At 60.5% G+C, this 22484-nt stretch carries 18 protein-coding genes; 8 read left to right on the top strand and 10 right to left on the bottom strand.

From position 1 onward, the window contains the following. From NG895_RS25615 to NG895_RS25605, 3 genes are all read right to left on the bottom strand, one after another. Positions 1-813, bottom strand: a complete 813-nt coding sequence (locus NG895_RS25615) for a WecB/TagA/CpsF family glycosyltransferase (protein WP_252855406.1) — start codon at positions 811-813, stop codon at positions 1-3. After that, positions 810-2222 (bottom strand): O-antigen ligase family protein, encoded by a 1413-nt coding sequence (locus NG895_RS25610; RefSeq protein WP_252855405.1) that lies wholly within the window; start codon positions 2220-2222, stop codon positions 810-812. Before NG895_RS25610 ends, NG895_RS25615 begins: the two co-directional genes overlap by 4 nt. Before the next feature lie 112 nt (positions 2223-2334). Beyond that, on the bottom strand, positions 2335-3834 hold the full coding sequence (locus NG895_RS25605; protein ID WP_252855404.1) for a GumC family protein: 1500 nt from the start codon (positions 3832-3834) through the stop codon (positions 2335-2337). Between the two features lie 313 nt (positions 3835-4147). Here NG895_RS25605 and NG895_RS25600 point away from each other — a divergent pair, with 313 nt between their 5' ends. From NG895_RS25600 to NG895_RS25575, 6 genes are all read left to right on the top strand, one after another. Continuing rightward, a complete protein-coding gene (locus NG895_RS25600; protein ID WP_252855403.1) occupies positions 4148-5287 on the top strand; it encodes a GNAT family N-acetyltransferase in 1140 nt (379 codons plus the stop codon). Between the two features lie 19 nt (positions 5288-5306). Next, positions 5307-6188 carry a polysaccharide deacetylase family protein gene (locus NG895_RS25595; protein ID WP_252855402.1) on the top strand — a complete coding sequence of 294 codons (882 nt, stop codon included), beginning with the start codon at positions 5307-5309 and terminating at the stop codon, positions 6186-6188. After that, complete coding sequence (locus NG895_RS25590) at positions 6188-7735, top strand: lipopolysaccharide biosynthesis protein (RefSeq protein ID WP_252855401.1); 1548 nt, start codon at positions 6188-6190, stop codon at positions 7733-7735. Before NG895_RS25595 ends, NG895_RS25590 begins: the two co-directional genes overlap by 1 nt. 22 nt (positions 7736-7757) lie before the next feature. After that, on the top strand, positions 7758-8924 hold the full coding sequence (locus NG895_RS25585; protein WP_252855400.1) for a glycosyltransferase: 1167 nt from the start codon (positions 7758-7760) through the stop codon (positions 8922-8924). 110 nt (positions 8925-9034) lie between these two features. Continuing rightward, entirely contained in the window at positions 9035-9643 is a 609-nt protein-coding gene (locus NG895_RS25580) for a lysophospholipid acyltransferase family protein (protein ID WP_252855399.1), read from the top strand. A 24-nt stretch (positions 9644-9667) separates the two neighbouring features. Next, positions 9668-10612 (top strand): phosphatidate cytidylyltransferase, encoded by a 945-nt coding sequence (locus tag NG895_RS25575; RefSeq protein WP_252855398.1) that lies wholly within the window; start codon positions 9668-9670, stop codon positions 10610-10612. Positions 10613-10806: 194 nt separating this feature from the next. Here the strand turns inward: NG895_RS25575 and NG895_RS25570 are convergent, their stop codons facing one another. The 4 genes from NG895_RS25570 to NG895_RS25555 form a co-directional block, all read right to left on the bottom strand. After that, complete coding sequence (locus tag NG895_RS25570; RefSeq protein ID WP_252855397.1) at positions 10807-11802, bottom strand: hypothetical protein; 996 nt, start codon at positions 11800-11802, stop codon at positions 10807-10809. Between the two features lie 349 nt (positions 11803-12151). Continuing rightward, positions 12152-12775 carry a hypothetical protein gene (locus tag NG895_RS25565; RefSeq protein WP_252855396.1) on the bottom strand — a complete coding sequence of 208 codons (624 nt, stop codon included), beginning with the start codon at positions 12773-12775 and terminating at the stop codon, positions 12152-12154. 31 nt (positions 12776-12806) lie between these two features. After that, a complete protein-coding gene (locus tag NG895_RS25560; protein ID WP_252855395.1) occupies positions 12807-14291 on the bottom strand; it encodes a TMEM43 family protein in 1485 nt (494 codons plus the stop codon). A gap of 101 nt (positions 14292-14392) precedes the next feature. Further along, complete coding sequence (locus tag NG895_RS25555; RefSeq protein WP_252855394.1) at positions 14393-15889, bottom strand: mechanosensitive ion channel family protein; 1497 nt, start codon at positions 15887-15889, stop codon at positions 14393-14395. A 309-nt stretch (positions 15890-16198) separates the two neighbouring features. Between NG895_RS25555 and NG895_RS25550 the strand changes: the two genes are divergently transcribed. After that, the gene (locus tag NG895_RS25550; protein WP_252855393.1) at positions 16199-17695 is read left to right on the top strand and encodes an alpha-L-fucosidase; all 1497 of its coding nucleotides are present in this window, start codon (positions 16199-16201) and stop codon (positions 17693-17695) included. A gap of 47 nt (positions 17696-17742) precedes the next feature. Here the strand turns inward: NG895_RS25550 and NG895_RS25545 are convergent, their stop codons facing one another. From NG895_RS25545 to NG895_RS25535, 3 genes are all read right to left on the bottom strand, one after another. After that, complete coding sequence (locus NG895_RS25545; RefSeq protein WP_252855392.1) at positions 17743-18540, bottom strand: transglutaminase-like domain-containing protein; 798 nt, start codon at positions 18538-18540, stop codon at positions 17743-17745. Positions 18541-18639: 99 nt separating this feature from the next. Beyond that, positions 18640-19554, bottom strand: a complete 915-nt coding sequence (locus NG895_RS25540; protein WP_252855391.1) for a hypothetical protein — start codon at positions 19552-19554, stop codon at positions 18640-18642. Positions 19555-19628: 74 nt separating this feature from the next. Beyond that, a complete protein-coding gene (locus NG895_RS25535) occupies positions 19629-20219 on the bottom strand; it encodes a hypothetical protein (protein ID WP_252855390.1) in 591 nt (196 codons plus the stop codon). Between the two features lie 732 nt (positions 20220-20951). On the opposite strand from NG895_RS25535, the gene NG895_RS25530 reads away from it, so the two are divergent. Continuing rightward, a complete protein-coding gene (locus NG895_RS25530) occupies positions 20952-22427 on the top strand; it encodes an aldehyde dehydrogenase family protein (protein WP_252855389.1) in 1476 nt (491 codons plus the stop codon). Positions 22428-22484: the final 57 nt, after the last annotated feature.

Raw genomic sequence — 22484 nt, 5'->3', positions numbered from 1 at the left:
TTAGCACACTCTAGCGTGGGTTGCCCGCGCCACGCCACTCGCGCCACGCCACTCGCGCCATACCAACCGCGGAAACACCACGGCGTCCGTGGCGTAGCGACGTACCAGTCGCCGGGGTTCGGTGACCAACCGGTGAAACCACTCGAGGCCCAACCGCTGCAGCCAGACCGGCGAGCGTTTCTTCTCGCCTGCCAGGAAGTCGATGGTCGCCCCGGCACAAAGCGCCACTTTGGCAGCGATCTGGTCTTGATGCCTGGCAACCCACAATTCCTGCTTGGGAGCCCCCAGGCCTACCACCAGCAAGTCAGGCTCAGCGGCGCCCACCGCATCGAGGGCTGCCTGGTTGGCCATAGGATCGAGCTCGAAGCCGAGTGGCGGACAGTGTGTACCGACGATTTCCACGCCAGGATACTGGCTGACGATATTGGCCGCAGCTTGCTCGGCCACGCCCGGACCGGCTCCCAGCAGAAAGATACGCAGCGGTCGCTCGCCCTCGGCCGCGGCTGCCAGAACGCTAGGCACCAGGTCGCTGCCGGCCACTCGTTCGGGCAGCCAACGTCCCAACAGCCGTGCGGCGCCAATAATGGGAGCACCATCGGCCAGTACCATCGAGGCCGTGGCATACGACTTCTGCAATTCGATGTTGTGGGACATCTGCACGGCATGGTCGACGTTGGGCGTCACCACGTACCGGCAGGCTTCGCCGCGCCCCCCGCGGCACCACGCCATGACTCGATTGGTCGCGCCTTGGAGCGTGACGCAGTCGATCTTCATGCCGAACAGCGATACATGCGAAACGGTAGCTGGCTTCATGGAGAGTGCAACAACTTGGATGAAGTGGGAAGCAAAGAGGCGGAATTCGCAGGCACTGTGGCCCCTGCGTGGCGAGTGGCTTGCTCGGCCGTAGCCACGGCCAGGCCCACCACCAGGAACAACAGCACCTGGTCCTGGAAAATCAGGCTCAGGTCGTGGAACAGGGCGGACGGCAGGTATACGGCCACCACGGCCAGCAGCAGTCGTCCCATCTGTTGCGTGGCGAGTGATTGTCCTCGCCCAAAAGCCATCCGCACACCGATGGCGATCCAACCGCTGAGCATCGCGATGAACGCCACGACGCCAATCAAACCGGTTTCGGTCCACAGCCCCAGAAAGGTGTTGTGGTGGTGCAGTCCCCGAATCGACTCGAGCTCGAACGACTGCGAGCGATCGGTCAGGTAGGGAAGTTTTTGATCGTAGAACCGACCGAATCCAACGCCAAACAAGGGGTTGTCGCGAATCATGTGGTACGACACATACGCAAACGCCTCGCGCTGTTGCACCGAATGGTGCGACACGGCGCCTGAGTCTTCGCGGTTCAAATTCAACACCAACGACCAAAGGCAAACGGCCATTACTCCGCCCACAACCATGGTCCCCACGGCCACTGGTAGCCGCAGATGCCGAGGCGTCTCGGCCACCAGCATTACGAATCCGCTAAGCGCCAGGCCCATCCATACGCTTCGTGTGAACGTGAACAGGATGGCCATGGTCATCAGCCCCATGGCGGCCAGCAGAGCCAACTGCCAGCCACGACTTACCCGCGGACGCAAGGTCCAGGCGGCCCACAGCGAGATGGCCAGGTAGTTGCCCAGGCTCACCGAGTTGAGCGCCGGACCGCGTGCCCGACCAAAGTGCGTCCCGAGTTCCGGGTCGGCAATGTACTTGGGATACACAGCCCACCACGCCCCCACCAATTCGGCACAGGCAGTCAGGGCCAGGTAGGTGCCCAGCACGGCCAGCAAGGCCAACACCACCGTGGTGGTGCGATTCGACAGCGGAGTCAGCCGCACGGCCAGGTACAGCATCGCCGGCAGCCAGAAGGCAAACAACAGGCGGAAGTAGGGCGAAGTGGGCAGTTGGACACCCGAGCCGACGTTGCTGGCAATGCAACTAACGGTAAGCCACCCCAGCAGAGCGATAATTGCCCAGTCGACTGTCAGCGGCCCGCGCCAGGTGATGCGTCCCTGCCAGGCTCGAATCGCCACGACCGCCATGAGCATCAACAGCAAGAGGCGATCGATCGTCAGCGGCAGCGGACCAAGGTGCAGGTTCCAGAAGTCATGACCAAATACATAGCCAACTGCAACAGTCGCCACCGCCACGCCCACTGGCGAAAGCCAACGGAACACTATAACACTCCACACCAGGAGCACGGCGGCGGCGACGAGCAGTACGACGGGCATGACTGGTAAAATTGAATTACAGCGGCGGGGCGGAGCCCCGGGGCCGGTGGAAACCGATCCTTCAAACCTAGCTCACAAATTCGGCAGGGGAGCAATCAACTAGCTGCCCGGCTCAACGGTGGGCGTCGAAGCCCGTCGCAATGGCGTCCGCCAGTGTTGCCGATGCGGGGGCTGGACGGTTGAATCCAAAGGCCGCTTGGCCACCTTCGGGCTGGGCCGGCGTGGCCACATCGTCGGGAACCGCGTTGAGTTGCTCGTCGGTCTGCCGTTGCGGCCCGTACTTCACGAATACCAGGCCGAAGCCTAACAACATGCCAAACAAGCCACCCGCGGCCACGATGGTCGCACGTCCGGGACCAACCGGCTTGAGTCCACTCTCCACGTCATCGATCCGCGACAACACGCTAGCCGACTGAGCTCCCGCCAGGTGCACTTCGGCGTCGGCCAAGCGGTTGCGAGCGGCGTCGACCAGTTGAGTCTGGTTGTCTACGGCCGCCACCAGCTTGGCGTAGGCCGCGCGGTGCCGAGCCAGGTTTTTCTGCGATTCGTGGTTCTTGGCCAGACGAGCCTGTAAGGTTTCGGCCCGCTGTTGGCCAAGCTCCAATTCAATCTCCAGTCCGCTGATGGCGGTGCCCAGTTCGCTGTGCAACCGCTCACGCACTTGGGTTTCGGCTTCCTTGGCAGCCAACACATACGGATGCTCGGGGGCCAATTTGCCCAGCAATCGGGCCGTCTTCAATTGGGCTTCGATCAGCCCTTGCTTCAAGCGATCGACGGCCGGCTGCGAGGTCAGCAACGATGCCGGAGTAGCAACAAACTTGGCGGGATCGCCCTGGGCTTCGCGGAGCACGGCCAACAGCTTCTCGCTGCGGGCACGCTCGGCTTCGTTGGCTCGGATTTCGGCCAAAATCGCCACGTTATTCTGCGAGGATTCGCTTGCTCCGCCGATGGGGTTGGTCAAGTTTCGCAGGTCGACCAAATCGGCCCCCACGCTGGTTTCGAACTTGGTGAGCTTGGCGATGTCCTTGTCCAACTCGGTTTCGGCTTGATCGACACCCTGGTCCAACTCGGCAATCATGCTGTCGGCCTGCTTCTGGCGAATCTCCTTGGTGCGAACCTCCAGGGCCTCGGCCAGGCTGGTGGTCAGTGCCGCGGCACGCTCGGGACTCTTATCCAGCACGCCCAGGTAAAAGACTTCGGTCTTGCCAAACTCGGCGCCACCGGGCGGGGTCATCACCATGGCGTCGCGGAAATCGGCCACATCTTGCGGCGTGGGCCACTGGCTCTTGGCACGCCACGACTTCGCCGGGCCGACCTTCTGCAGGGTCTCGGTGACGACGGTCTTACTGCGAGCCAGTTCCAGCAGTGTTTCCTGCACGGTCTTCATTTCCGACAGATCGGAGAATTTGCCCAGGCGGCCGCCGCCGAGGCTTGCCGCTTCGGGACGGATCAACAGACCTTGGGTGGCCTTCCACTTCCGCGGCATGACCAGCGAATAGCAACCGGCCAGCACGGCTGTGGCAATCATCGGCGTGATCCACAGCCAGCGGTGGCGGATAACCATTTGGAACAGGTCGCGGGGCGAAAGACTCTGGACAGCGGGGCGTTGCATTGTGGGTTCTCTGCGAGGCAGGGAAATCGTGAAGAGGACGCGAAACCATCAAAGGCAATCACCGTGCCACGTCCGCAACGCAGCGCCGAACCGCCAAAAACCAGAGCAATTCTGCGATTGGGCCCTTCAAGCCCAGTTGGACGCTGTAGCAATTGGGCAACGTGTGGTTTTTTCGCCACATACGCAGCGGCCGTGCATCTGGCACATCCGGAAACCCGAGAGACTGGATTTGAAACGGCCAGGGGCTAAGCCAAACTTCTCTACCGGCTATAGAAATCAGAGTCCCTTCGACTCAAATCGGGAAGTAAACACGTTGAACCTTCAAATACAAGTGATGGACCGCCTCGAAGAAGTCGAGGCCCTGCGCGCCGCGTGGAACCGGCTGGACCAGGGCGTTGTGTTTCGCTCGCTGGATTGGGTCACAACCTGGTGGCAGCACTATCAGCGCTCGCGCCGCGAACGACTGCATGTGGTGGTTGTTCGCGACGTCAGTCGCCCCATCGATTCGCAGGTATTGGCCATCGCCCCATGGTATGCCGAGGCAACCCGTGCCCGTGGCACCGTGCTGCGTTGGCTGGGGAGCGGCGAGGTTTGCAGCGACCATCTCACCGTGCTATGCGATGGCGAAGAACAACGCCGCGTTGCGAAATGCCTGGCCTCGTATCTGGCAGAGGCGGACGACTGGAACCGCTTGGAACTCGACGCCATCGACGACCAAGACACCATGATGCAGTTGGTGGCCGACGAACTGCAGGACCACGACTGTCGACTAATGCGGCGGCCGGAAGGGCAGTACTGGGCGATCGATCTGCCTGCTACCTGGGATGAATTTCTGGCCATGCAGTCGAAATCGCACCGCAAACAGCTGCGCCGCACCGACAGTCGGGTACTGGCCTCCGGCCTGGCGACCTGGCACACCGTGACCAACACCGAGGAACTGAACTCCGCCTGGCCGATGTTCGTCGAGCTGCACCAGCGGCGCCGGAACAGCCTGGGCGAGCGGGGCTGCTTTGCGTCGCCCAGGTTTGCATCGTTCCACGCGGCCGTGGCTCACAAACTGTTGGCCAACGACCAATTGCGACTCGGTTGGGTTGAGATGGACGGAGAGCCCCTGGCCGTGGAGTACCACTTCGCCAGCCCCCAGACCATTTACGCGTATCAGGCTGGGCTGGATCCCGATCGTGTCGACCAAAATCCAGGCCGTTTATCCTGCATCTCGGCGATCAAGCAAGCCATCGAAGGCGGCCATAAGACTTTCGACTTGCTCCGCGGCGACGAGACCTACAAGGCCCACTGGCGCGCTAAGCCCAGCCATACCTACCGGCTGCGGGTGCTGGCCCGCTCGCATTCGTCGAACTGGCTGGCTCAGACAGCCGATCTGGCCGAGACGATGGCCGGCGCGGTCAAAGCAAGCTTGCGCCCGTTGGTCTCGCCAACTCCCACAACGCACTAATGGAACCTGCCCCGAACCGATGAACCTCGCCCGGCGAATGTTGCTCAGCACCTATTTCCACGCCACCATTCCATGGCGGTTGGCGATGGACCGAGTGCGTCGTTTTCGCAGCAACGAGCCGGTGCAGATCCTGTTCTATCACCGTGTGGCCGACAACCACCCGAATCCGTGGACCATCGGCCATCGTGCTTTCGAAGAACAGATCAACTGGCTCGCTCGTCGGTTCGACGTGGTTTCACTAACCGAAGCCCAACGGCGCATAATCCACGGCAAGAACCGTCGGCCCACGGCCGTCATTACGTTCGACGATGGCTACGCGGACAACATGCACTTTGCGTTGCCGCTGCTGATCCGCCGCAATCTGCCGTTCACCTACTTTGTGACCACCGGCAACGTCTATAGCGGCGAACCTTTTCCTCATGACGTGAAGCGAGGCGAACCACTCGCGCCCAACACCGAGGGCGACATTCGCGAACTCGCCATGCAGGGTGTGGAGATTGGCGCGCACACGCGCACCCATGCCGACCTGGCCAGGCTGGAAGGGCAGCAACTGATCGATGAAATCGCCGGTTCGAAAAAGGACCTCGAGAGCATGACAGGCCGCGAGGTGCAATACTTCGCCTTTCCCTACGGGCAGCCTCGCAACCTGTCGCCCGAGGGCTTTCGAGTCGCACTCGAAGCGGGCTTCTCCGGTGTCTGCTCGGCGTACGGGGGATACAACTTCCCGGGCGGCGATCCCTTTCACCTGGAGCGGTTCCACGCCGATCCCGATTTCCTGCGGTTCCGCCATTGGCTCAGCGTCGACGGTGTGAAGCAAATCCGCACGCCCTCGTTCGACCCCGAACTGCCGGAGTCCGACCGATCCATCTACTGCGCCCCCGCGGAAGTGGAGACGCACTGATGGCTGAGAATACCACCAAACATCATTCGCCGGTCCGCCCCGATACACTGCTGGCCAGCGTGACGGTGCTGCTGATCGTGAATTTGGTGCAGCGGAGCATCGGCTTCGGCCGGGGATTACTGTTCGGGCGTTGGCTCGATCCCGATTCACTGGGCCAATGGGACATGGCATATTGCTTTCTGCTGTTGGCAGCGCCCGTGGCCGTACTGGGACTGCCCGGTTCGTTTGGGCGTTACCTGGAGCGTTTCCGCCGCCGGGGTCAATTAGGGACCTTCTTGAAACGCACCACGCTGGGCACGGTCTCGTGCGCCGCGATTGCATTTCTGGTTCTGGTGATTGGCCGCCGGGAGTTTGCCTACCGTGTGTTCGGCGACGCTTCGCAGCAATACCTGATGCTGCTGGTGGCCTGTGTGCTGGTGGCCGTGATACTTCACCACTTCCTCGAAGCGGTGTTCGCCGGCCTGCGGGTGTTTCGCATCGTCTCGGCAATGCAATTCGCTCAAAGCATGCTGTTCGCTGCCATCTCATTGGTGCTGCTTGTCACCTGGCGGTGCGACGCCTGGAGTATCGTTACCGGCTACGGCGTCGCGTGTTTGCTGTCCGCGATTGGCGTGCTGCTCTGGTCGCGGCGCCGCAATTGGTCGACCGAACCAGCTACCGCGGCCGAATCGCATCGAGCGTTTTGGCCGCCCTTGATGCAATTCGCCGTGTGGGTATGGGTCACCAACCTGTTGAGCAACCTGTTTTCGGTGATCGATCGCTACATGCTGGTGCACTATAGCGGGTTGTCGGCCGACGAATCGCTGGCCCTGGTGGGCAACTACCACGCCAGCCTGATGGTGCCGATGATTCTGGTGTCCGTCGCCAATCTGCTGGTCGGCGCGATGACCCCCCACTTGAGTCACGACTGGGAGGTGGGCGACCGCCGGAGCGTCTCACATCGACTGAATCTCACGCTCAAGCTCGGCTTTCTGGGCATGTTCGCCACCGGCATAGGCGTGTTGTCATTTACGCCTACCCTGTTCCACGTTGCCTTCGAGGGCAAGTACGACGCGGGGTTGTTCGTGTTGCCCTGGACCCTGATCTCGTGCGTGTGGTTCAGCATGCTTCTGATATCGCAGACCTATGTCTGGTGTGCCGAGAAAACACGCCACGCGACGCTGCCGCTGGCCATCGGTTTAGGCGGCAACATCATCCTGAACCTGCTGTTGCTGCCCCGTTTGGGACTGCAGGGAGCGGTAATGGCTACGGCCCTGTCTACTCTGTTGGCGCTGCTGACGCAGCTCTTAGTGAATCATCGGCTCGGCATGCAACTCGATCGCGGCACCCTGATGCTGGTGGCGATCCCGTTTGCACTTTCCCAAGGCCTGTCGACCGCCATCCCATGGGGCGGGCTGATCACCCTTGCCGTGGTGGCCACGCCTTGGGTGTTTACCTCGCGAGAACGATCCGAGATCTTCAACCTCGTACGCGAGCGGGCGGGTCGCTGGATACCTGGAATCAAACCCAATCTTGCTGGCGAAGGATATTCGATTGATGGCCGCTGAAAAACATCCCGCTAATAAGCCCATGCGAGTTATGTTCCTGGTTACCTCCATGCCAGTGGGCGGGGCAGAGACGCTACTGGTGAACTTGGTCCGCCGGCTGGATCGCCGGCGCGTCGAACCGGAGCTATGCTGCTTGAAAGAGTGCGGACCGCTGGGCGAGCAACTGACCGGGCAGGTTCCCGTGCACGCGGGATTGATCCGCCACAAGTTCGATCTAGCCGTGCTGTGGCGGCTGCGGCGTTTGTTACGCAGGCGAAACATCGATGCGGTGGTGACCGTTGGCGCCGGCGACAAGATGTTCTGGGGGCGACTCGCCGCCCGGTTGGCCCGCGTGCCGGTCGTCTGTTCGGCGTTGCACAGCACCGGATGGCCCGATGGAGTCGGTCGCCTCAACCGGATGCTTACCTCCATCACCGATGCGTTCATCGCCGTGGCGCGTCCGCATGGCGAGTACCTGATCGAGCATGAGGGGTTCCCAGCCAACAAAGTGGTGGTCATCCCCAACGGTGTCGATACCAACCGATTCACCCCCGGGGGCGACGACTTTCACCTTCGCGAACAGCTTGGCATTGGGCCCGCTGCGCCGGTGGCCGTGATTGTGGCTGCGTTGCGTCCTGAGAAAAACCACAAGATGTTTCTCGAAGTGGCCCGCCGCGTCCGTCGTGATCTTTGCCATACACATTTCCTGGTGGTGGGCGACGGCCCCGAGCGGGCGCAACTCGTCCGTCTGGCCACCGAGTTCGACATTGCTCCGTACGTCCATTTTCTGGGCACCCGCAGCGATATTCCCAATCTGTTAAATCTGGCGGATGTCAATGTGCTGGTTTCGCACAACGAGGCAAATCCCGTCTCCATTCTCGAAGCCATGAGCACAGGTACACCCACCGTGGCCACCGACGTTGGTTCGGTGGGCGAGTCGGTCCTCGACGGCGAGACCGGATTTCTCGTGCCCGCCGGCGATATCGACCAGGCGACAAGCCGCGTGGTCCAACTGCTGACCGACCCCATCCTGCGAGCCGAACAAGGCAACACGGCCCGCCAGTTAGTGTGCGAACGCTGGTCGCTGGACGTGATGGTTGGTGGCTACGAGGACCTACTGACGGGCTTGCTGGAGCGAAAGACCGGCCGTCGCATCGCCCCAGTCGGACCTGCCCCCGAGGCCGAAAGTGTGGAACCGGCCATGGTTTAGGCCCCCGCCACGCCGGAATTTCTGCCACTCGCGGTGGTCGCCGGGCCTGAGCATAATGTAGTGGCTACCTCGGACCCACCTAACTTACGTGATTTAGCTCATCGCCCGGCATGATTACCGAAGCCATCCTCACGACGACCGCCCGGCTGCTCAGCGGCGCCAGCGTGCGATGGGTCGATAGCCAGCCCGACACCTGCCAGCGGGTCTATTTCGCTAATCACACCAGCCACCTGGATGTAGTGCTGGTGTGGTCGGCCCTGCCGCAAGACGTGCGGCGGCTAACCCGGCCAGCAGCGGCCAAGGACTACTGGAGCCGTGGGTGGATCCGGCCGCACATCGCCAAGGTGTACAACGCCATGTTGATCGACCGCAAGGAGATCAAAGTCCACCAAAGCCCCGTGGACATCATGCTCCGCGAAATCGGTCAAACTTACTCGGTCATTATCTTCCCCGAAGGTGGCCGATCGAGCGGCGAAACGGTGGGAGACTTCAAGAGCGGGTTGTACTACTTGGCCAAGAAGCGTCCGGACCTGGAATTGATTCCCGTTTACATCGACAATATGAATCGCATCCTGCCGCGAGGCGAGTTCCTGCCGGTGCCGCTGCTTTCCAGCATCACGTTCGGGCCGCCCTTGTGGCTCGAGGCGGGAGAAACCAAGAACGAGTTCCTCGAGCGGGCTCGAAACGCCGTATTGAAGCTTCGCGAACGCGAACGCTAAAGGCCCTACCCCCAGCCCCCACCCATGACCGCCATTCAACTCAACTGGGCACTCGCCGGCACTATCGTGGCGCTACTTAGCGTGGCCACGGTCGTGGGGCAGTTGCTTGCGCGGCAACCGCAGTTGGGACTCAACCCCGCGGCGGTGAACGCCTTCAACGGGCGACTGCGGGCGTGGTGGATTATTTGCTGCCTGCTTTCGGTGGCGTTCCTGAGCCGCAACCTCACGATCTTGCTGTTCTTCCTCATCAGCTTCTGGGCACTCCGCGAGTTCATCACGCTCACCCCCACCCGGCATGGCGATCACCGCGCGCTGTTCTGGGTGTTCTTCTTGTTCACTCCGCTGCACTACCTGTTAGTATGGCTGAATCGCTACGACATCTACAGCATCCTGATCCCGGTGTACGGGTTCCTGTTTATCCCGCTACGGATCGCCATTGCTGGTGACACCAAACGCTTTCTGGAACGAGTGGCCAAGATTCAGTCCGGACTGTTAGTGTGTGTCTACTGCCTCGGATTCGCACCCGCCATTCTCGACCTCGATCCCGACAATTACGCCAAGTGCTCGCGGCTGCTGTTCTTCCTGGTGTTCATGTCGCTGGTCAGCGAGGCGCTGCATTTCGTGTGGGACCGCCTATACGGCCGAAATGTCATCTCGCCCAATATCAATGGCACCCGCACCTGGGAGGGCATGCTGGGCGGTGCCGCTAGTGCGGCGCTAGTGGGCATGACCTATCAACTGGCCTTCCAGCCGTTCAATCAACTATGGCACACAGCCCTGGTGAGCATGCTGATTGCCGTGATGGGCTTTGCCGGCGCCATGACCATGTCGGCCATCAAACGCGACCGCGGCGTGAAGGACTTTGGCACGCTGGTCGAGGGCCACGGCGGCGTGCTCGATCGTATCGACGCCATTTGTTTCGCTGCACCGGTATTCTACCACGTGGCCAAGATGTTACTGGTGGCCTGAGCAACAACCTTCGGCAACTGCCATTTGGCAATCCGTCGCGGACGAACGCTGCTGGAAGCCGATCCGCGTCGAATTAGCAACTAACCATTGCCCAGCGCCCAATAAAAAAGCCGAACGCACTGGTATCTGGTCGCTGGTGCGATCTCCGCACGACAACCAGAAGCCAGCACGTTCGGCTCTGCGGTTCCCGTTTCCTACCGCCAGTAAGTCTTCTTCTCGCGATTGGCCGGTGGGGCGTCGGAGTAGTGCGAGCCCTCGCCCGCCGGACGGCGGACGACCGTGCCGTTGTGCTGACCGGCCACTTTGGAATAGGCCGACTCGTAGTTCGTCGACGAGGCCGGAGTTAAGTTCGTGGAAGGGGGTGTCGGAGTGGCGGGCGGCTGGTTGCTGGCGAGCATGTTCTCGCCACCAGCCGATTCGCCCGGCAGGATGGGCCGACCTTGCTTCACCCAGTCGAGCCACTGATTCTGCAGTGCGAACAGGTTGTCCTGTCCATAGTGCTCTTTCACGGCCCGGGGCCAGTTCTCATCGCTCATGCCGTCGGCCAGGAACTCCAGGAAGGCCGCTTTGCCGCGCTGGCCAATCAGGTACCGTGTGAGCGAATGTCCCTGGGCATACAGCGGCAGCACCTCGGGCGGGTACTCCTTCATGTCGAACATCTGACGAAAGGGAATTCCCTTGCCCGTCTTCAGGAAGCGAATCAGCAAGTGTTCCTGCTTGGCAATCTCGCTGCGGTGTTCCACCGTGGTGCAGGCCCCTTCGTCGGCCCAGCGGGGCAGGGGTTGGCGGAAGTGGCAGGCGAAGATCGTATGCGTGATTTCGTGCGGCAACACCGAATCGAGCACTCGCTCGCGGGAGCCGGTAATCGTCATGTTCCAATCGAACACCTCACCGCGATCAAACACGAAGGTGGTCACTCCGCCAGCCCCCAGTTGCGGGGCCACGTCCGCCTTGATGGGGCAGGGGCGCGACCAGGCGGGCATCTCCTTGCCAATCCACTCGATGGAAAGCTCGCGGCGCCAGTGCTCGGCCATCTCGCCAATTTCCTTGGCAAGTTGTGGCGTAGGAGCGTTGACCACAAAGTTCGTGGTGGTATAACGTGCGGCATCGGCAACCGATGCCAAAAGTCCAAAGACAATAGCGGCGAAGACGACCGGCAGCGCGGCCGACAACTTCGTGCGAGCTTCCATGCTGCACTCCAGGTTCGCGGAGGGAAGAATCGGGGCGACAACGAGCACAGTGCTAGCGTCGGTCGAGCATCCTTTCGACGCCGGGCAACGTACCACAGACCGCTCTTCCGCGACCAGAGCGATTTTCGACATGGATCTTCCACGATTCTCGCCTGTGATGTCGTCCCGACGTCACTGCCATCACGAGTTCCCAAGTGTGCTGACGCGCCCAACATAACGGCATCCAGCAACCCGTGCACGCATTTTGGACTGTTTCGCTAGAAAAAATCTGGCAACACCCGGCGGTGGTCACTCGACTGCCAAAATCGCATTCGGCTGGCCGAAAAAGGGGAACGATATTCCGCCGCGACTAGCGATGCTGCTGCCAAGCCTGGATCTCAGCGGCGAGCCATTCGCGTTCCGCCCAACGGAGGAACGGTCCAATCTCGAAGCGCTCGGCGCCGCGCTCGATGGTCAAACGCTGGTGCAGGCCCTCGTGCGTGAGCGTGACCGGCCCCAATTCGCGGATGCAGGCCTCGAGTTGCCTTCGCTTCCCGAACATTCGCAAACTGGTCTCATGGGAATTGCCATAGTACATGGCCTGAATCGCTGGAGCTCTGGACATCGGCAGGTTTCCCGAGTCGCAGCGGAGGCTATGTCGACCAAGCACCAGCGTTTCGGGCACGGCGGGAGAGAATTGGCGTTTGAAACAGCAGACGAGGAACACCTCACCCAGGCTGGCGAGGGCAAGCCACAACACGAATCCCCAGCCCTCGGACGCACTTAAACCTCCGCTAATAATGTGCCACAGAGCAAATGCCGCACCTACCAGAAGCCCAATCGACCACACTCCCAATACGATACCCAGCATGACCAACGAATAGTACCGCCAGATTCCATCGCGAGGTGGCTGCAAACAATAAGTCGTTCCCTCCGAGTCCTCGATCTTCTCAATCGTCGATCCAGGCGGTGGCTGTTGGCTGCCCTGCTGCATCTCATCGATCCTGCGAACTCTGTCCACTTCACTACACTGGCACCAATTCGCCCGTCTCCACGCCTACGACGATCTCGCGTACGTCTCCCTTCGAGAGCCCCAGCCGCCCCGCCATCGCCTTGAGCGCCGATTGCTCGCGCATCGACAGCGTGCCGTCTGCCATGGCCAGGCAGACCAAGAGCACGAAGTCGTTGCGATCGGCAGCCTGCGTGGGGGTGGGATCTTCTTTGGCTTGGGCGAACAGTTGCTTCATGCGATCGGCATCGATGCCGTTCTTTTCGGCCCACTTTACCAGGAATTTGTTCTCATGCTTGCTCAGACCGCCTTCGAGGGCCAACTTTGCCAGGTTGCTGAAGGTCTGTTCGGCCAGTCCTGCAGACATACCTGGCCCATCGATGTCGAAACCATCATCGGCGTGCGTCTGTTGGTACTGGGACAAGGCGTTCTCCACGTTCTTCTTGGCCGACTTCTTGCTCCTCAGAAGATACACGATGCCCGCCACCACCAAGGCCACCGGCAACGCCAGGACGATCGGATGATGCACCAGGGCCGAAGTGACCATCACCAGCAGCGACAGCGTCAATCCAACCGCCAAACTGATCAGAAACACCCCCCAACCGACCACCTGGCCAAGTACCGGGATGCGGTAGAGCAAGCTGGCGAAAAAGCCAATGAAGATCATCACACCAATCACCACGGCCGCGGTACCACCCAGCCGAGTGAACCACTTCACCTTGCTGAAATAGCCCTTGAGCGTAGCGAGAGCTGTCTCGCGGTCGCCATTCACCAGATGGTGTAGCACGCCGTCGTTCTGGATAAAGTCCGATAGAAAGCTCTTGCTGATGTCGTATTGCTTGCCGCGGGCCACATGGCCCTCGAGCATGCCAAAGTACGAAGCGGTCGGGGCGTTGGGAATGCCGGTGTACTGGAGCCGTTCGTCGCCTAGCTGCGGGTTGCCTGGTGAGCCGCGGCCTTTGAAGAAATACTCGCCAGCGAGTCGAAGCTGCTGCTGCCTGCCCGCTTCGACCAGTTGCAGCCTTCTCGCCGGAATGGCCTGCTTGGCATCGACCAGGTGAATGTCCGCGGCGGCGATCTCCAAGCTTCCCAACTGATACTTGGGGGGATACAACGTGTCGCTGCGGAGTGTCTGCCGAATGCCGCTATTACGCGAGTTGCTTTCGACACTCGAATGCCAGTCCAGGTCCCAGGTGGTGTGGCCGTCGCTGTCTTTGTCCTCGTCCCAGGAGTAGATCATCGCACTGCGGTTAACGCGATGAAAACCGACAAACTTCTCGACGTAGTGACCGACAATCGGAATCTGCGTGTCGAGCTCGTCGGTCATCGCAAACGGCCGACCAACCGGCGCGTCGCCCGCGGGCGCGACCTGGGCATCCTTGGCCGCCTGATAGAAGTTGAATCGACCCTCGTTCTCCCACAACGCCAACACGCCCACTACGACGAGCGCCGGCCCGAAGAGCAGCGCAGCAAAAGGGTTATTTTTCTTGTTCCTCGCCACGTGCGACAGGCCCCCAACAAGTGCATTGATTCACAGCAACCTCCAACAAACTAACATAGCATTCGTCGCCGGCCGACCGATATTGGGGGGGAGCAGTGTCCTCACTTGGACGAGTTCGCGTGTTCGTAAACGTGGATATCGGTCTGCGGATAAGGAATGCTAATGCCCGCCTGATCGAAACGTTGCTTGACCTGCCTGGTGACGTCGGTTTTTACGGTCCACCAGTCGCTGGTCTTCGCCCACGGTCGGCAGACGATGTTCACCGACGAGTCGGCCAGTTCGTGCATCACCACGGCCGGTTCAGGATCGTCCAGCACCAATTCGTGACTCTCGACCACTTCGCGAATAATCTGCTCAGCTTGCTCGAAGTCGTCGTCGTAGCCGACGCCAAACTCCATGTCGACCCGGCGTTGGTCGTTGGCCGTGATGTTGGTGATCACATTGCCCCAGATTTCATTATTGGGCACGTGAATCGTCTGGTTGTCGAAGGTCTTGAAGGTGGTCGAGACCAGATTCATGGCATCAACGACGCCGGTAACGCCCCCAGCGGAAACGACGTCGCCCACATCAAAGGGACGGTTGGCCAGGATCATCAATCCACTGGCAAAGTTGCTCAGCGTGCCTTGCAGTGCAAAACCGACGATGAAACCAGCGGCGCCGATAGCAGCCAGGATCGGCGTGATGTCGACTTCCAACGCGGTCAGAGCAATGGCCAAACCGACCAGCATCACCACGTTTTTGATGGTCCGCGAGATCATTTTTTCCGCCAGCTGCGACATGTGCACCTTGCGCTCTAGCAGCCAGTTGGTCACCTTGGCCACAATACTGGCAACTATGTAACTGGTCAGCAGAATCAGCAGGAACTTGAGGATGTTCCAGCCCCAGCGTTGGCCCCCTTCTTTACTCGCCAGCCAACCGGTCACGGCGGCCCACGCGGCGCTAGCGTCTTCGGTATCGAGATCGATACCCGATACAGCCGTCATGTACTTCCGATACTCCTCCACGTCGCCACCTTTGGCCTCCAGCGAAGTGAGCACGACCTCGAGCCGGTCCGATAAGCCGGCGCGCTCGTCCTGCAAACCGCTCACCTTGTTTAAGAGTTCTTGCTTCAAATCGCCTGCCGAGTCGGCAGATGGCTCCGCATCGGCTTCGTCTTCCTCTGCTGCGTCCGCTTCACCACTTTCGTCGATGCCCAGGCTCTCTTCGGCGTCTTCAGTCAGCTCACGCTCGGTCTGTTCCGATTCCTCGGCCGCCTTCTCGTGCACCTTCGTGGCTTCTTGCACAGCTGCCTGCTCGTCGCCCTCGCCGTTCAGGGCAGCGTTCGTTTTCTTCACTCCAAGCTGGGCTGCGGAAATCTGGCCCGCTTTCTTTCTCAGGAGCTCAAACCAGGCCTCGGCTTCGACCTCCAGTTCTGCTTTGGTAAGCGGTTTGACCAGTACCTGCAGTTGCTTGAGCGGTATCGCCGTGTCGGCAGTCGTGGTGGGTTTGGGCTGCGGCTTGTCGTTGCTGGTTTCCTCTTGGGCCAGAGACGAACTACCGGCGAACAACAAGAGGAATGTCAAAAGGAACAGATTGCGAAGATTTGAATTCACAGCCATGGTCTGCCTCACTCCCTTTCTGCAACGACGCCTGCGTTTTGCGATGTTCGAGTCGAAGCTGGAACCATCGCCAGTCGACCATCGCCACGAAGAAACCTGTTTCCCCCACCAGTTTAGTGCGGTACGGAGCAGGGACAACCCTGTCGAAAGCGGCTCTAATCGCTCAGACATCGCGAAAATCGGAACTGGCACTCACGTCTTGCACCTTCGTAGCAATCCGCAGACGAGTTAGGCTACCATAGAAGCAGCGATCTACGTCTTTCAATCTGCTACACGAACACTTTCCCCGCAACGAGAGGGAATCTTAGCATGCTCAGGCGAGTCTCCATCGGTTTGCTGTTGACATTCACTTGCGTCGTATCACAATCTTCCGTCGCCCAGGAACACTACGAACCCACGTGGGAATCTCTCGCTCGGCACCAACCGGCGCCCGAGTGGTTTCGCGACGCCAAGTTTGGCATCTATTTCCATTGGGGCGTCTACTCGGTGCCCGCGTACGGCAACGAGTGGTATCCGCGGAACATGCACAACCAGGATGGCGACGTCTATCGCCACCACGTCGAGAAGTATGGCGATCCGGCCGAGTATCCCTACGACCGATTTGTGCCGCAGTTTACGGCCGAGCACTTCGACGCCGACGATTGGGTAGAACTGTTCCACAAGGCGGGCGCTCGCTTTGTCGGCCCTGTTGCGGAACATCACGACGGCTTCGCCATGTGGGATAGCAGCGTGACACCATGGAATGCGAAGGACCGCGGCCCGAAGCAAGACATCATGGGCGACATCGCCAAAGCCGCCCGCCAGCGCGACATGAAAGTTGTGGCTACGTTTCATCACGCTCGCAACAACTTGTGGCTGAAACATCGATCGAATGGCAGGCTCGGTTGGATCGGACACTACTCCGATGTGAAAGAGCACTTTCCTCAGTTGCTGGACGATCCAGAACGGGCCGTGCTGTACGGCTACATGCCGCGCGAGGATTTCCTCGACATGTGGGTGGCGAAGCTCGACGAAGTGATCGATCAGTACAGCCCTGATCTCATCTGGTTCGACTCCTGGCTGGATGAGATCCCCGACCGCGAGAAGATGCAGTTTCTGGCCCACTACTTCAACCACGCCGCAGACAAGGGCCAGCAGGTTGTCGTGACCTACAAGCAGCACGACCTGCCGCAGGACATTGGTGTGCTCGATCTCGAAAAGGGAGGCATGGGCGAGCTTACCGACTTCGCCTGGCTCACGGACGACACCATCAGCTATGGCAGCTGGTGCTATACCGACAACCTGCGGATCAAAGAACCCAAGATCGTGCTGCACAGTCTTATCGACATCGTCAGCAAGAATGGGCAGTTGTTGCTAAATGTCTCTCCCAAGGCCGATGGCACCATTCCCGACGACCAACGTCAGGTGCTGCTGGCCATCGGCGGGTGGCTCGAGCGTTTTGGTGAGGCGATTTACGAAACGCGGCCGTTCGTCACGTACGGGCACGGTCCCACCACCACCGGCAAAGGCCACTTCGGCGGCATCGCCACCGACAAGGGCTACACGGCGGCCGACATTCGCTACACCCGCCAGGACAATTCGGTATATGCGCTCCAGCTCGGATGGCCCGGCGCTGGTACCCAGGTGGTGCTCGAAGCATTTGGCAAGGGCAAACCGGCGGCCGACATGAAAGTTGCCGAGATCACGCTACTGGGCAGCGAAAGCAAGCTTCAGTGGCAGCGCACTGACGAAGGCATTGTCATCACCGCGCCGGGCGAAGCGTCTGACAAGATGGCCGTGGTGTACAAGCTGCAATTGGCCAAGTAGTGGTCAGCCTGCGGCGCACCATCTGCAACCCGGCTACCGCGATGCCGTCAATGCGGCGGACCTGGCAATCGATCGACGCTCACGTACATCGACAGCAGTTCGACTGGGTCGCCAAACTGGGTGTAGATGGCCACGTCCGTGGCGTCGCGACCATAGGCCACGGCCACCCGTCCGCCGGCCAGGGAGTCCTGTGTCGGATCGAACGTGTACCAACGTCCGCCGACGTAGGCCTCGAACCAGGCATGCAGATCCATCGGCATCAGGCCTTCCAGATAGCCGACCACCATCCGTGCCGGGATGCTGAGGGCCCGACATAGCGCTATCCCCAGGTGCGCCATGTCGCGACACACCGCCTGCGGCTGCTGGTTCACTTCCGCTGCGCTGATAATGGCCTGCCCCGCGCCGGGGGCATACTGCAATGTGTTGCGGATGTAATCGACGATGGCCATGCATTGGTTGTAGCCCGGCAAGAAGCCAGCCGTGATCGTGGCGGCCATTTGGCTGAAGCGGTCCGACTCGCAGTATCGACTCGGCAACAAGAAGGGCAGGGCCGAATCGGGCAGGCATTGCACTTCGACGAACGGCGCGCCGGGCGCTGCATCCGCCGCGTCGGCAACCTCGATGACGGCCGTGGTGTGGATTGCGAACCACCCGACAGGACTCACCAGCCGCTGGCACAGATTGCCAAACTGGTCGGTAAACTCCACGACCGGCACGCTGGGATTCAGCATGTAGTCTTCCCGCGCCACCCATTGTTGCGTGCCGCTTCGGGGCCGCAGCATCAACAGAAACGGCGTGGGCACCGGAATATCGAACTCCAGCGAACAACTGGCTTGTAACCACATGGAGTGGACCGATGACTTTGAGAGGGTGGCAGAGAAGCCTGTTGCAGGCATTGTAGTCTATTGCCGAGTGGCGCGGGGCAACGAAACCCCCAACACCGCCTATCGCGAATGAGAGTGGAAGTAGCCGCGATTCGTCTCCCGGTCGAAGACGGCATATACACCCCGGTCTTCCTCCGACCAGCGGTAGTGAAGGCCACGGCGGATCGTGACCCGCGACTTGGCTGGATCCGCATCGCTGGGGCCTACGTCACTGCGAATGCGGTGGAAGGTCACCGGCTCGGTGATCTCGACCAGCTGGACGCCAGAGGAATTCGATTCCAGCGAACCGATGCCACTATCGACCCAGGCACGAAACGCCTGTTCGCTGGTCGTAAACTCACAAGCGATGGAGACCGTAGGCATCACCGAATAGCTAACATCCGTGGCGTCTGCGGGCAGGTGCATAGGGGCTTCTGAGGCCGCGACGTGCTCGACCGTGCGGGGGCTGTTGTCGCGTGCGCTCCAGGCAGTCATCGCGGCGACCAAAGCCACCGCCGAGGTGAGGCCCAACAACTCGCGCAGCGAAACGCCCTTGCGCGAGGCACCGTCCGGAAACAGCACCCTGTTCTGCAAACGCCGCGACCAGGTTTGATTGAGTCGCGCCATCGAGATCAGCCCCACGCCAATAGCGAGTAGTGTGCCAATCAGGATCAGCAGTTGCATGTCTGGAATGGTCAAATCCGCCGCAATCTGAAACATTCCGCTGACGGTGGCCATCATCAACATCCCACCAAATAAGTACAACAGGATGGCCGTGCTGCTTGCCGCCGAAGCCACCGCGCGAAACGTGCCACGATACTGCTGCACCGCCATTGCAGCCCCCAACGGCACGACGAGAAAGCTGCCGAAACCAGCAAACGGATTCGGCGGAGCGAGCAACGCCCCCAGCCCGAACGAGAGCCAGCACAGCCCGATCAGGATCACCAGCACCGAACAGGCGATCAGTCGTTTCGGGGGGGTGGAGGAGTTGTCCATTCAATGCACCTGCTGTTTGCGATGATCCGAAGCTCAAGACAACTTCGGGCGCTAACGCTGCGGGTTCTCTCAAATTACCAGTATGCGGCTTCCTGGTATACCACGCCATCTTCAATGCTGTACCAGATGGTGAATCCGGCTCCGTTGGCGGCCTGTGGACTCATGTAAACGGCAGGATTTGTCAGTGGCGGCCAGTCGGCGGGGTCGTCATCCACGCCAGGTGGCGGTGTGTCGATCAATCTGCCGGAATCGAGCTGCGTCTGAATCTGGGCTCGGGACATCGTGGAATACTGGCCGTGCTTCTGCCAAAGCCGGTCCATGAATTTCTTCAGGTCCGCGTTGGTGATGGAGTATTTTGCCTTAAATCCTCCCATCCATTTTTGCAGACGGATGTCGGTCGCTGCAGACGGAAGCCACGACTCCACCCTTGGGTCGTTCACGTCGTCGAACGTTGCGTGCTGGAACACACCAAATCGCTGGCTGTCGAGCACCGCCATGATTCCCGAGCAGGAGGGAATAAACAGCAATGCCGCTATCGCTAGCGAGAGGCGAAATACGCGGCCACGCTTCCACTTCATGTTGGGCGCCATGGCCACCGCCAGCAAGATCAGCGCCGCGAACAGCACGCAAGTGATTTTGAACGGAAGCTCGAGGGGCCACAGCATGTGCAATTACTTCTGGATTCTTGGAGACGCTCTCCAGCTTGCCTTGAGGGGATCCTTCCATCCAACGGACCAGCCAGTGATCATCCGCGTCTATCCGCGGGTGGTGATTTGCTGCGAATAGCGGATGAGGCTGTGCGATAGTATGGGGCCGAGGACAAGTCGCTTCGCCGCCGTAAACAAATCGCCGTTGAATCGTCCTGGCATGGCGGTCTAATAATGGGTGCGTACATCTCTACCCAGTCTTCGCTCTTTGACAACTCCGCTATTCATCCGTGGTTTGGCAACAAAGCACTTACCACCTGGCGAAGAAGGCTGCGCCGATTTGCGCGGCAGGCGACGGTTTCGTATCAAGGCACCCACACAACACGCGGACATTTGGCGAGCTGATGGGGGCGTTGATTGTTCTGGGACCCCATGCGATGCAAAACCCTGGGCGTTTTGGCACCGCAGCGATGACGCAAACCATTGATAGCACTCGGCTTACAGAATCCCGGGGGCACCAAAACCCGGCAAGTTTTGGATCCTAAAATCGAATCCCGTAAAGTTGTTCCAAAACTGCCAGAACTCATGCGTGTGACGATTCGGTAAGTTTGCGTGATCGATTGCGCGTATCGAGTGCGACCAAAACCGCTGGGCGGTGGGTGTGCGGTTGCAGTACAATTCAAAACATCACTCATCCGCGTTTGCTCGCGCTTGTTTGCAAATCGCACACTAAACAGGAGGTAATTCATCATGGCGACCGTAGCCCCCGTGAAAGTCCCCGCTCCGCAGATCCGGCAGACCAATTGCTTTATTGGTGGAAATTGGGTCCCCTCGGCCAGCGGCAAGACGTTCGACACCGTGAATCCAGCAACGGAAGAAGTCATCTGCCAGGTGGCCGAAGGCGACAAGGCGGATATCGACGCAGCGGTGGACGCTGCTCGGGATCAGTTCGATCATGGCGACTGGTCGCGGATGGATGCGCGCGACCGCGGCATTCTCATGAACAAGCTGGCCGACTTGATCGAAGCGGAGATCGACGAACTGGCCGCGCTCGAAACGCTGGACAATGGCAAGCCAATCAGCGACGCCCGCACCGCCGACCTGCCACTGGTGGTCGACTGCCTGCGTTACTATGCCGGTTGGGCCGATAAGATCGAAGGCACCACGATTCCCGTTCGGGGCGACTACTTGTGCTACACTCGCCGCGAGCCGGTGGGCGTTGTGGGGCAGATCATTCCCTGGAACTTCCCCGCATTGATGGCGGCTTGGAAGTGGGGGCCAGCGCTCGCTGCCGGTTGTACGATTGTGATGAAGCCAGCCGAGCAAACGCCGCTCACCTGTTTACGGATGGCGCGACTGGCCCAGAAGGCGGGCATTCCCGATGGCGTGATTAATGTCGTGCCGGGCTATGGTCCCACGGCCGGTGCCGCGCTGGTGGAGCATCCGGACGTCGACAAGATCGCGTTCACCGGCGAGTTGGCTACCGCCAAGATCATTCAGCGGGCCGCGGCCGAGAGCATGAAGCGGCTCACCTTCGAGTTGGGCGGCAAGAGCCCCAACGTGATCTTCGCCGACGCCGATCTCGACGCGGCGATCGAAGGCGCCCACTTCGCCCTGTACTTCAATCAGGGCCAGTGCTGCTGTGCGGGTAGTCGCCTGTTCGTGCAAGATTCGATCCACGGCGAAGTGGTCGATCGCATCGCCGACTACAACCGCAGCCACCCGGTGGGCGATCCGTTCGATCCTGATACCAAGCAAGGCCCGCAGGTCGATCAGGCGCAGTTCGACAAGATCATGCAGTACGTGGAGTACGGCAAGCAGGACGGTGCAAGTTGCGTGACCGGTGGCAACCGGGTAGGCGACCGCGGCTACTACGTCGAGCCCACCCTGTTCACCGGCGTGACCGACGACATGCGGATTGCCCGCGACGAGATCTTCGGTCCGGTGCTCAGCGTGCTGAAGTTCAGCGACGTGGATGAACTGGTGGAGCGAGCCAACAACACGAATTTCGGGCTGGCGGCCGCCGTCTGGACCCGCGACGTGGCCAAGGCCCACCGCTTTGCCGCCAAGGTGCGCGCCGGAACGGTTTGGGTGAATTGTTACGACGTTTTCGACGCCGCGGCCCCATTTGGTGGCTTCAAAGAAAGCGGAATTGGCCGGGAGTTGGGCGAAGCGGGCCTGGCAGCCTACACTGAGAGTAAGACGGTCACGCTGGCTTTGGGGTAGCCGTCGACGAAACTTCAAGATTTTTCCACGTCCCGGCACGGCACCCGCCGTGCCGGG

The sequence above is a fragment of the Aeoliella straminimaris genome, assembly GCF_024054565.1.
In the GTDB taxonomy this organism is placed as follows: domain Bacteria; phylum Planctomycetota; class Planctomycetia; order Pirellulales; family Lacipirellulaceae; genus Aeoliella; species Aeoliella straminimaris.
Note: the sequence above shows the minus strand (reverse complement) of the source record. Positions and strands in the feature narration are given on the sequence as shown.

Excerpts from the sequence above, each read along its gene's own strand:
- NG895_RS25615 (WP_252855406.1), bottom strand. The coding sequence starts at position 813 with ATGAAGCCAGCTACCGTTTCGCATGTATCGCTGTTCGGCATGAAGATC.
- NG895_RS25610 (WP_252855405.1), bottom strand. The coding sequence starts at position 2,222 with ATGCCCGTCGTACTGCTCGTCGCCGCCGCCGTGCTCCTGGTGTGGAGT.
- NG895_RS25605 (WP_252855404.1), bottom strand. The coding sequence starts at position 3,834 with ATGCAACGCCCCGCTGTCCAGAGTCTTTCGCCCCGCGACCTGTTCCAA.
- NG895_RS25595 (WP_252855402.1), top strand. The coding sequence starts at position 5,307 with ATGAACCTCGCCCGGCGAATGTTGCTCAGCACCTATTTCCACGCCACC.
- NG895_RS25590 (WP_252855401.1), top strand. The coding sequence starts at position 6,188 with ATGGCTGAGAATACCACCAAACATCATTCGCCGGTCCGCCCCGATACA.
- NG895_RS25585 (WP_252855400.1), top strand. The coding sequence starts at position 7,758 with ATGCGAGTTATGTTCCTGGTTACCTCCATGCCAGTGGGCGGGGCAGAG.
- NG895_RS25580 (WP_252855399.1), top strand. The coding sequence starts at position 9,035 with ATGATTACCGAAGCCATCCTCACGACGACCGCCCGGCTGCTCAGCGGC.
- NG895_RS25575 (WP_252855398.1), top strand. The coding sequence starts at position 9,668 with ATGACCGCCATTCAACTCAACTGGGCACTCGCCGGCACTATCGTGGCG.
- NG895_RS25570 (WP_252855397.1), bottom strand. The coding sequence starts at position 11,802 with ATGGAAGCTCGCACGAAGTTGTCGGCCGCGCTGCCGGTCGTCTTCGCC.
- NG895_RS25565 (WP_252855396.1), bottom strand. The coding sequence starts at position 12,775 with ATGCAGCAGGGCAGCCAACAGCCACCGCCTGGATCGACGATTGAGAAG.
- NG895_RS25555 (WP_252855394.1), bottom strand. The coding sequence starts at position 15,889 with ATGGCTGTGAATTCAAATCTTCGCAATCTGTTCCTTTTGACATTCCTC.
- NG895_RS25550 (WP_252855393.1), top strand. The coding sequence starts at position 16,199 with ATGCTCAGGCGAGTCTCCATCGGTTTGCTGTTGACATTCACTTGCGTC.
- NG895_RS25545 (WP_252855392.1), bottom strand. The coding sequence starts at position 18,540 with ATGTGGTTACAAGCCAGTTGTTCGCTGGAGTTCGATATTCCGGTGCCC.
- NG895_RS25540 (WP_252855391.1), bottom strand. The coding sequence starts at position 19,554 with ATGGACAACTCCTCCACCCCCCCGAAACGACTGATCGCCTGTTCGGTG.
- NG895_RS25535 (WP_252855390.1), bottom strand. The coding sequence starts at position 20,219 with ATGCTGTGGCCCCTCGAGCTTCCGTTCAAAATCACTTGCGTGCTGTTC.
- NG895_RS25530 (WP_252855389.1), top strand. The coding sequence starts at position 20,952 with ATGGCGACCGTAGCCCCCGTGAAAGTCCCCGCTCCGCAGATCCGGCAG.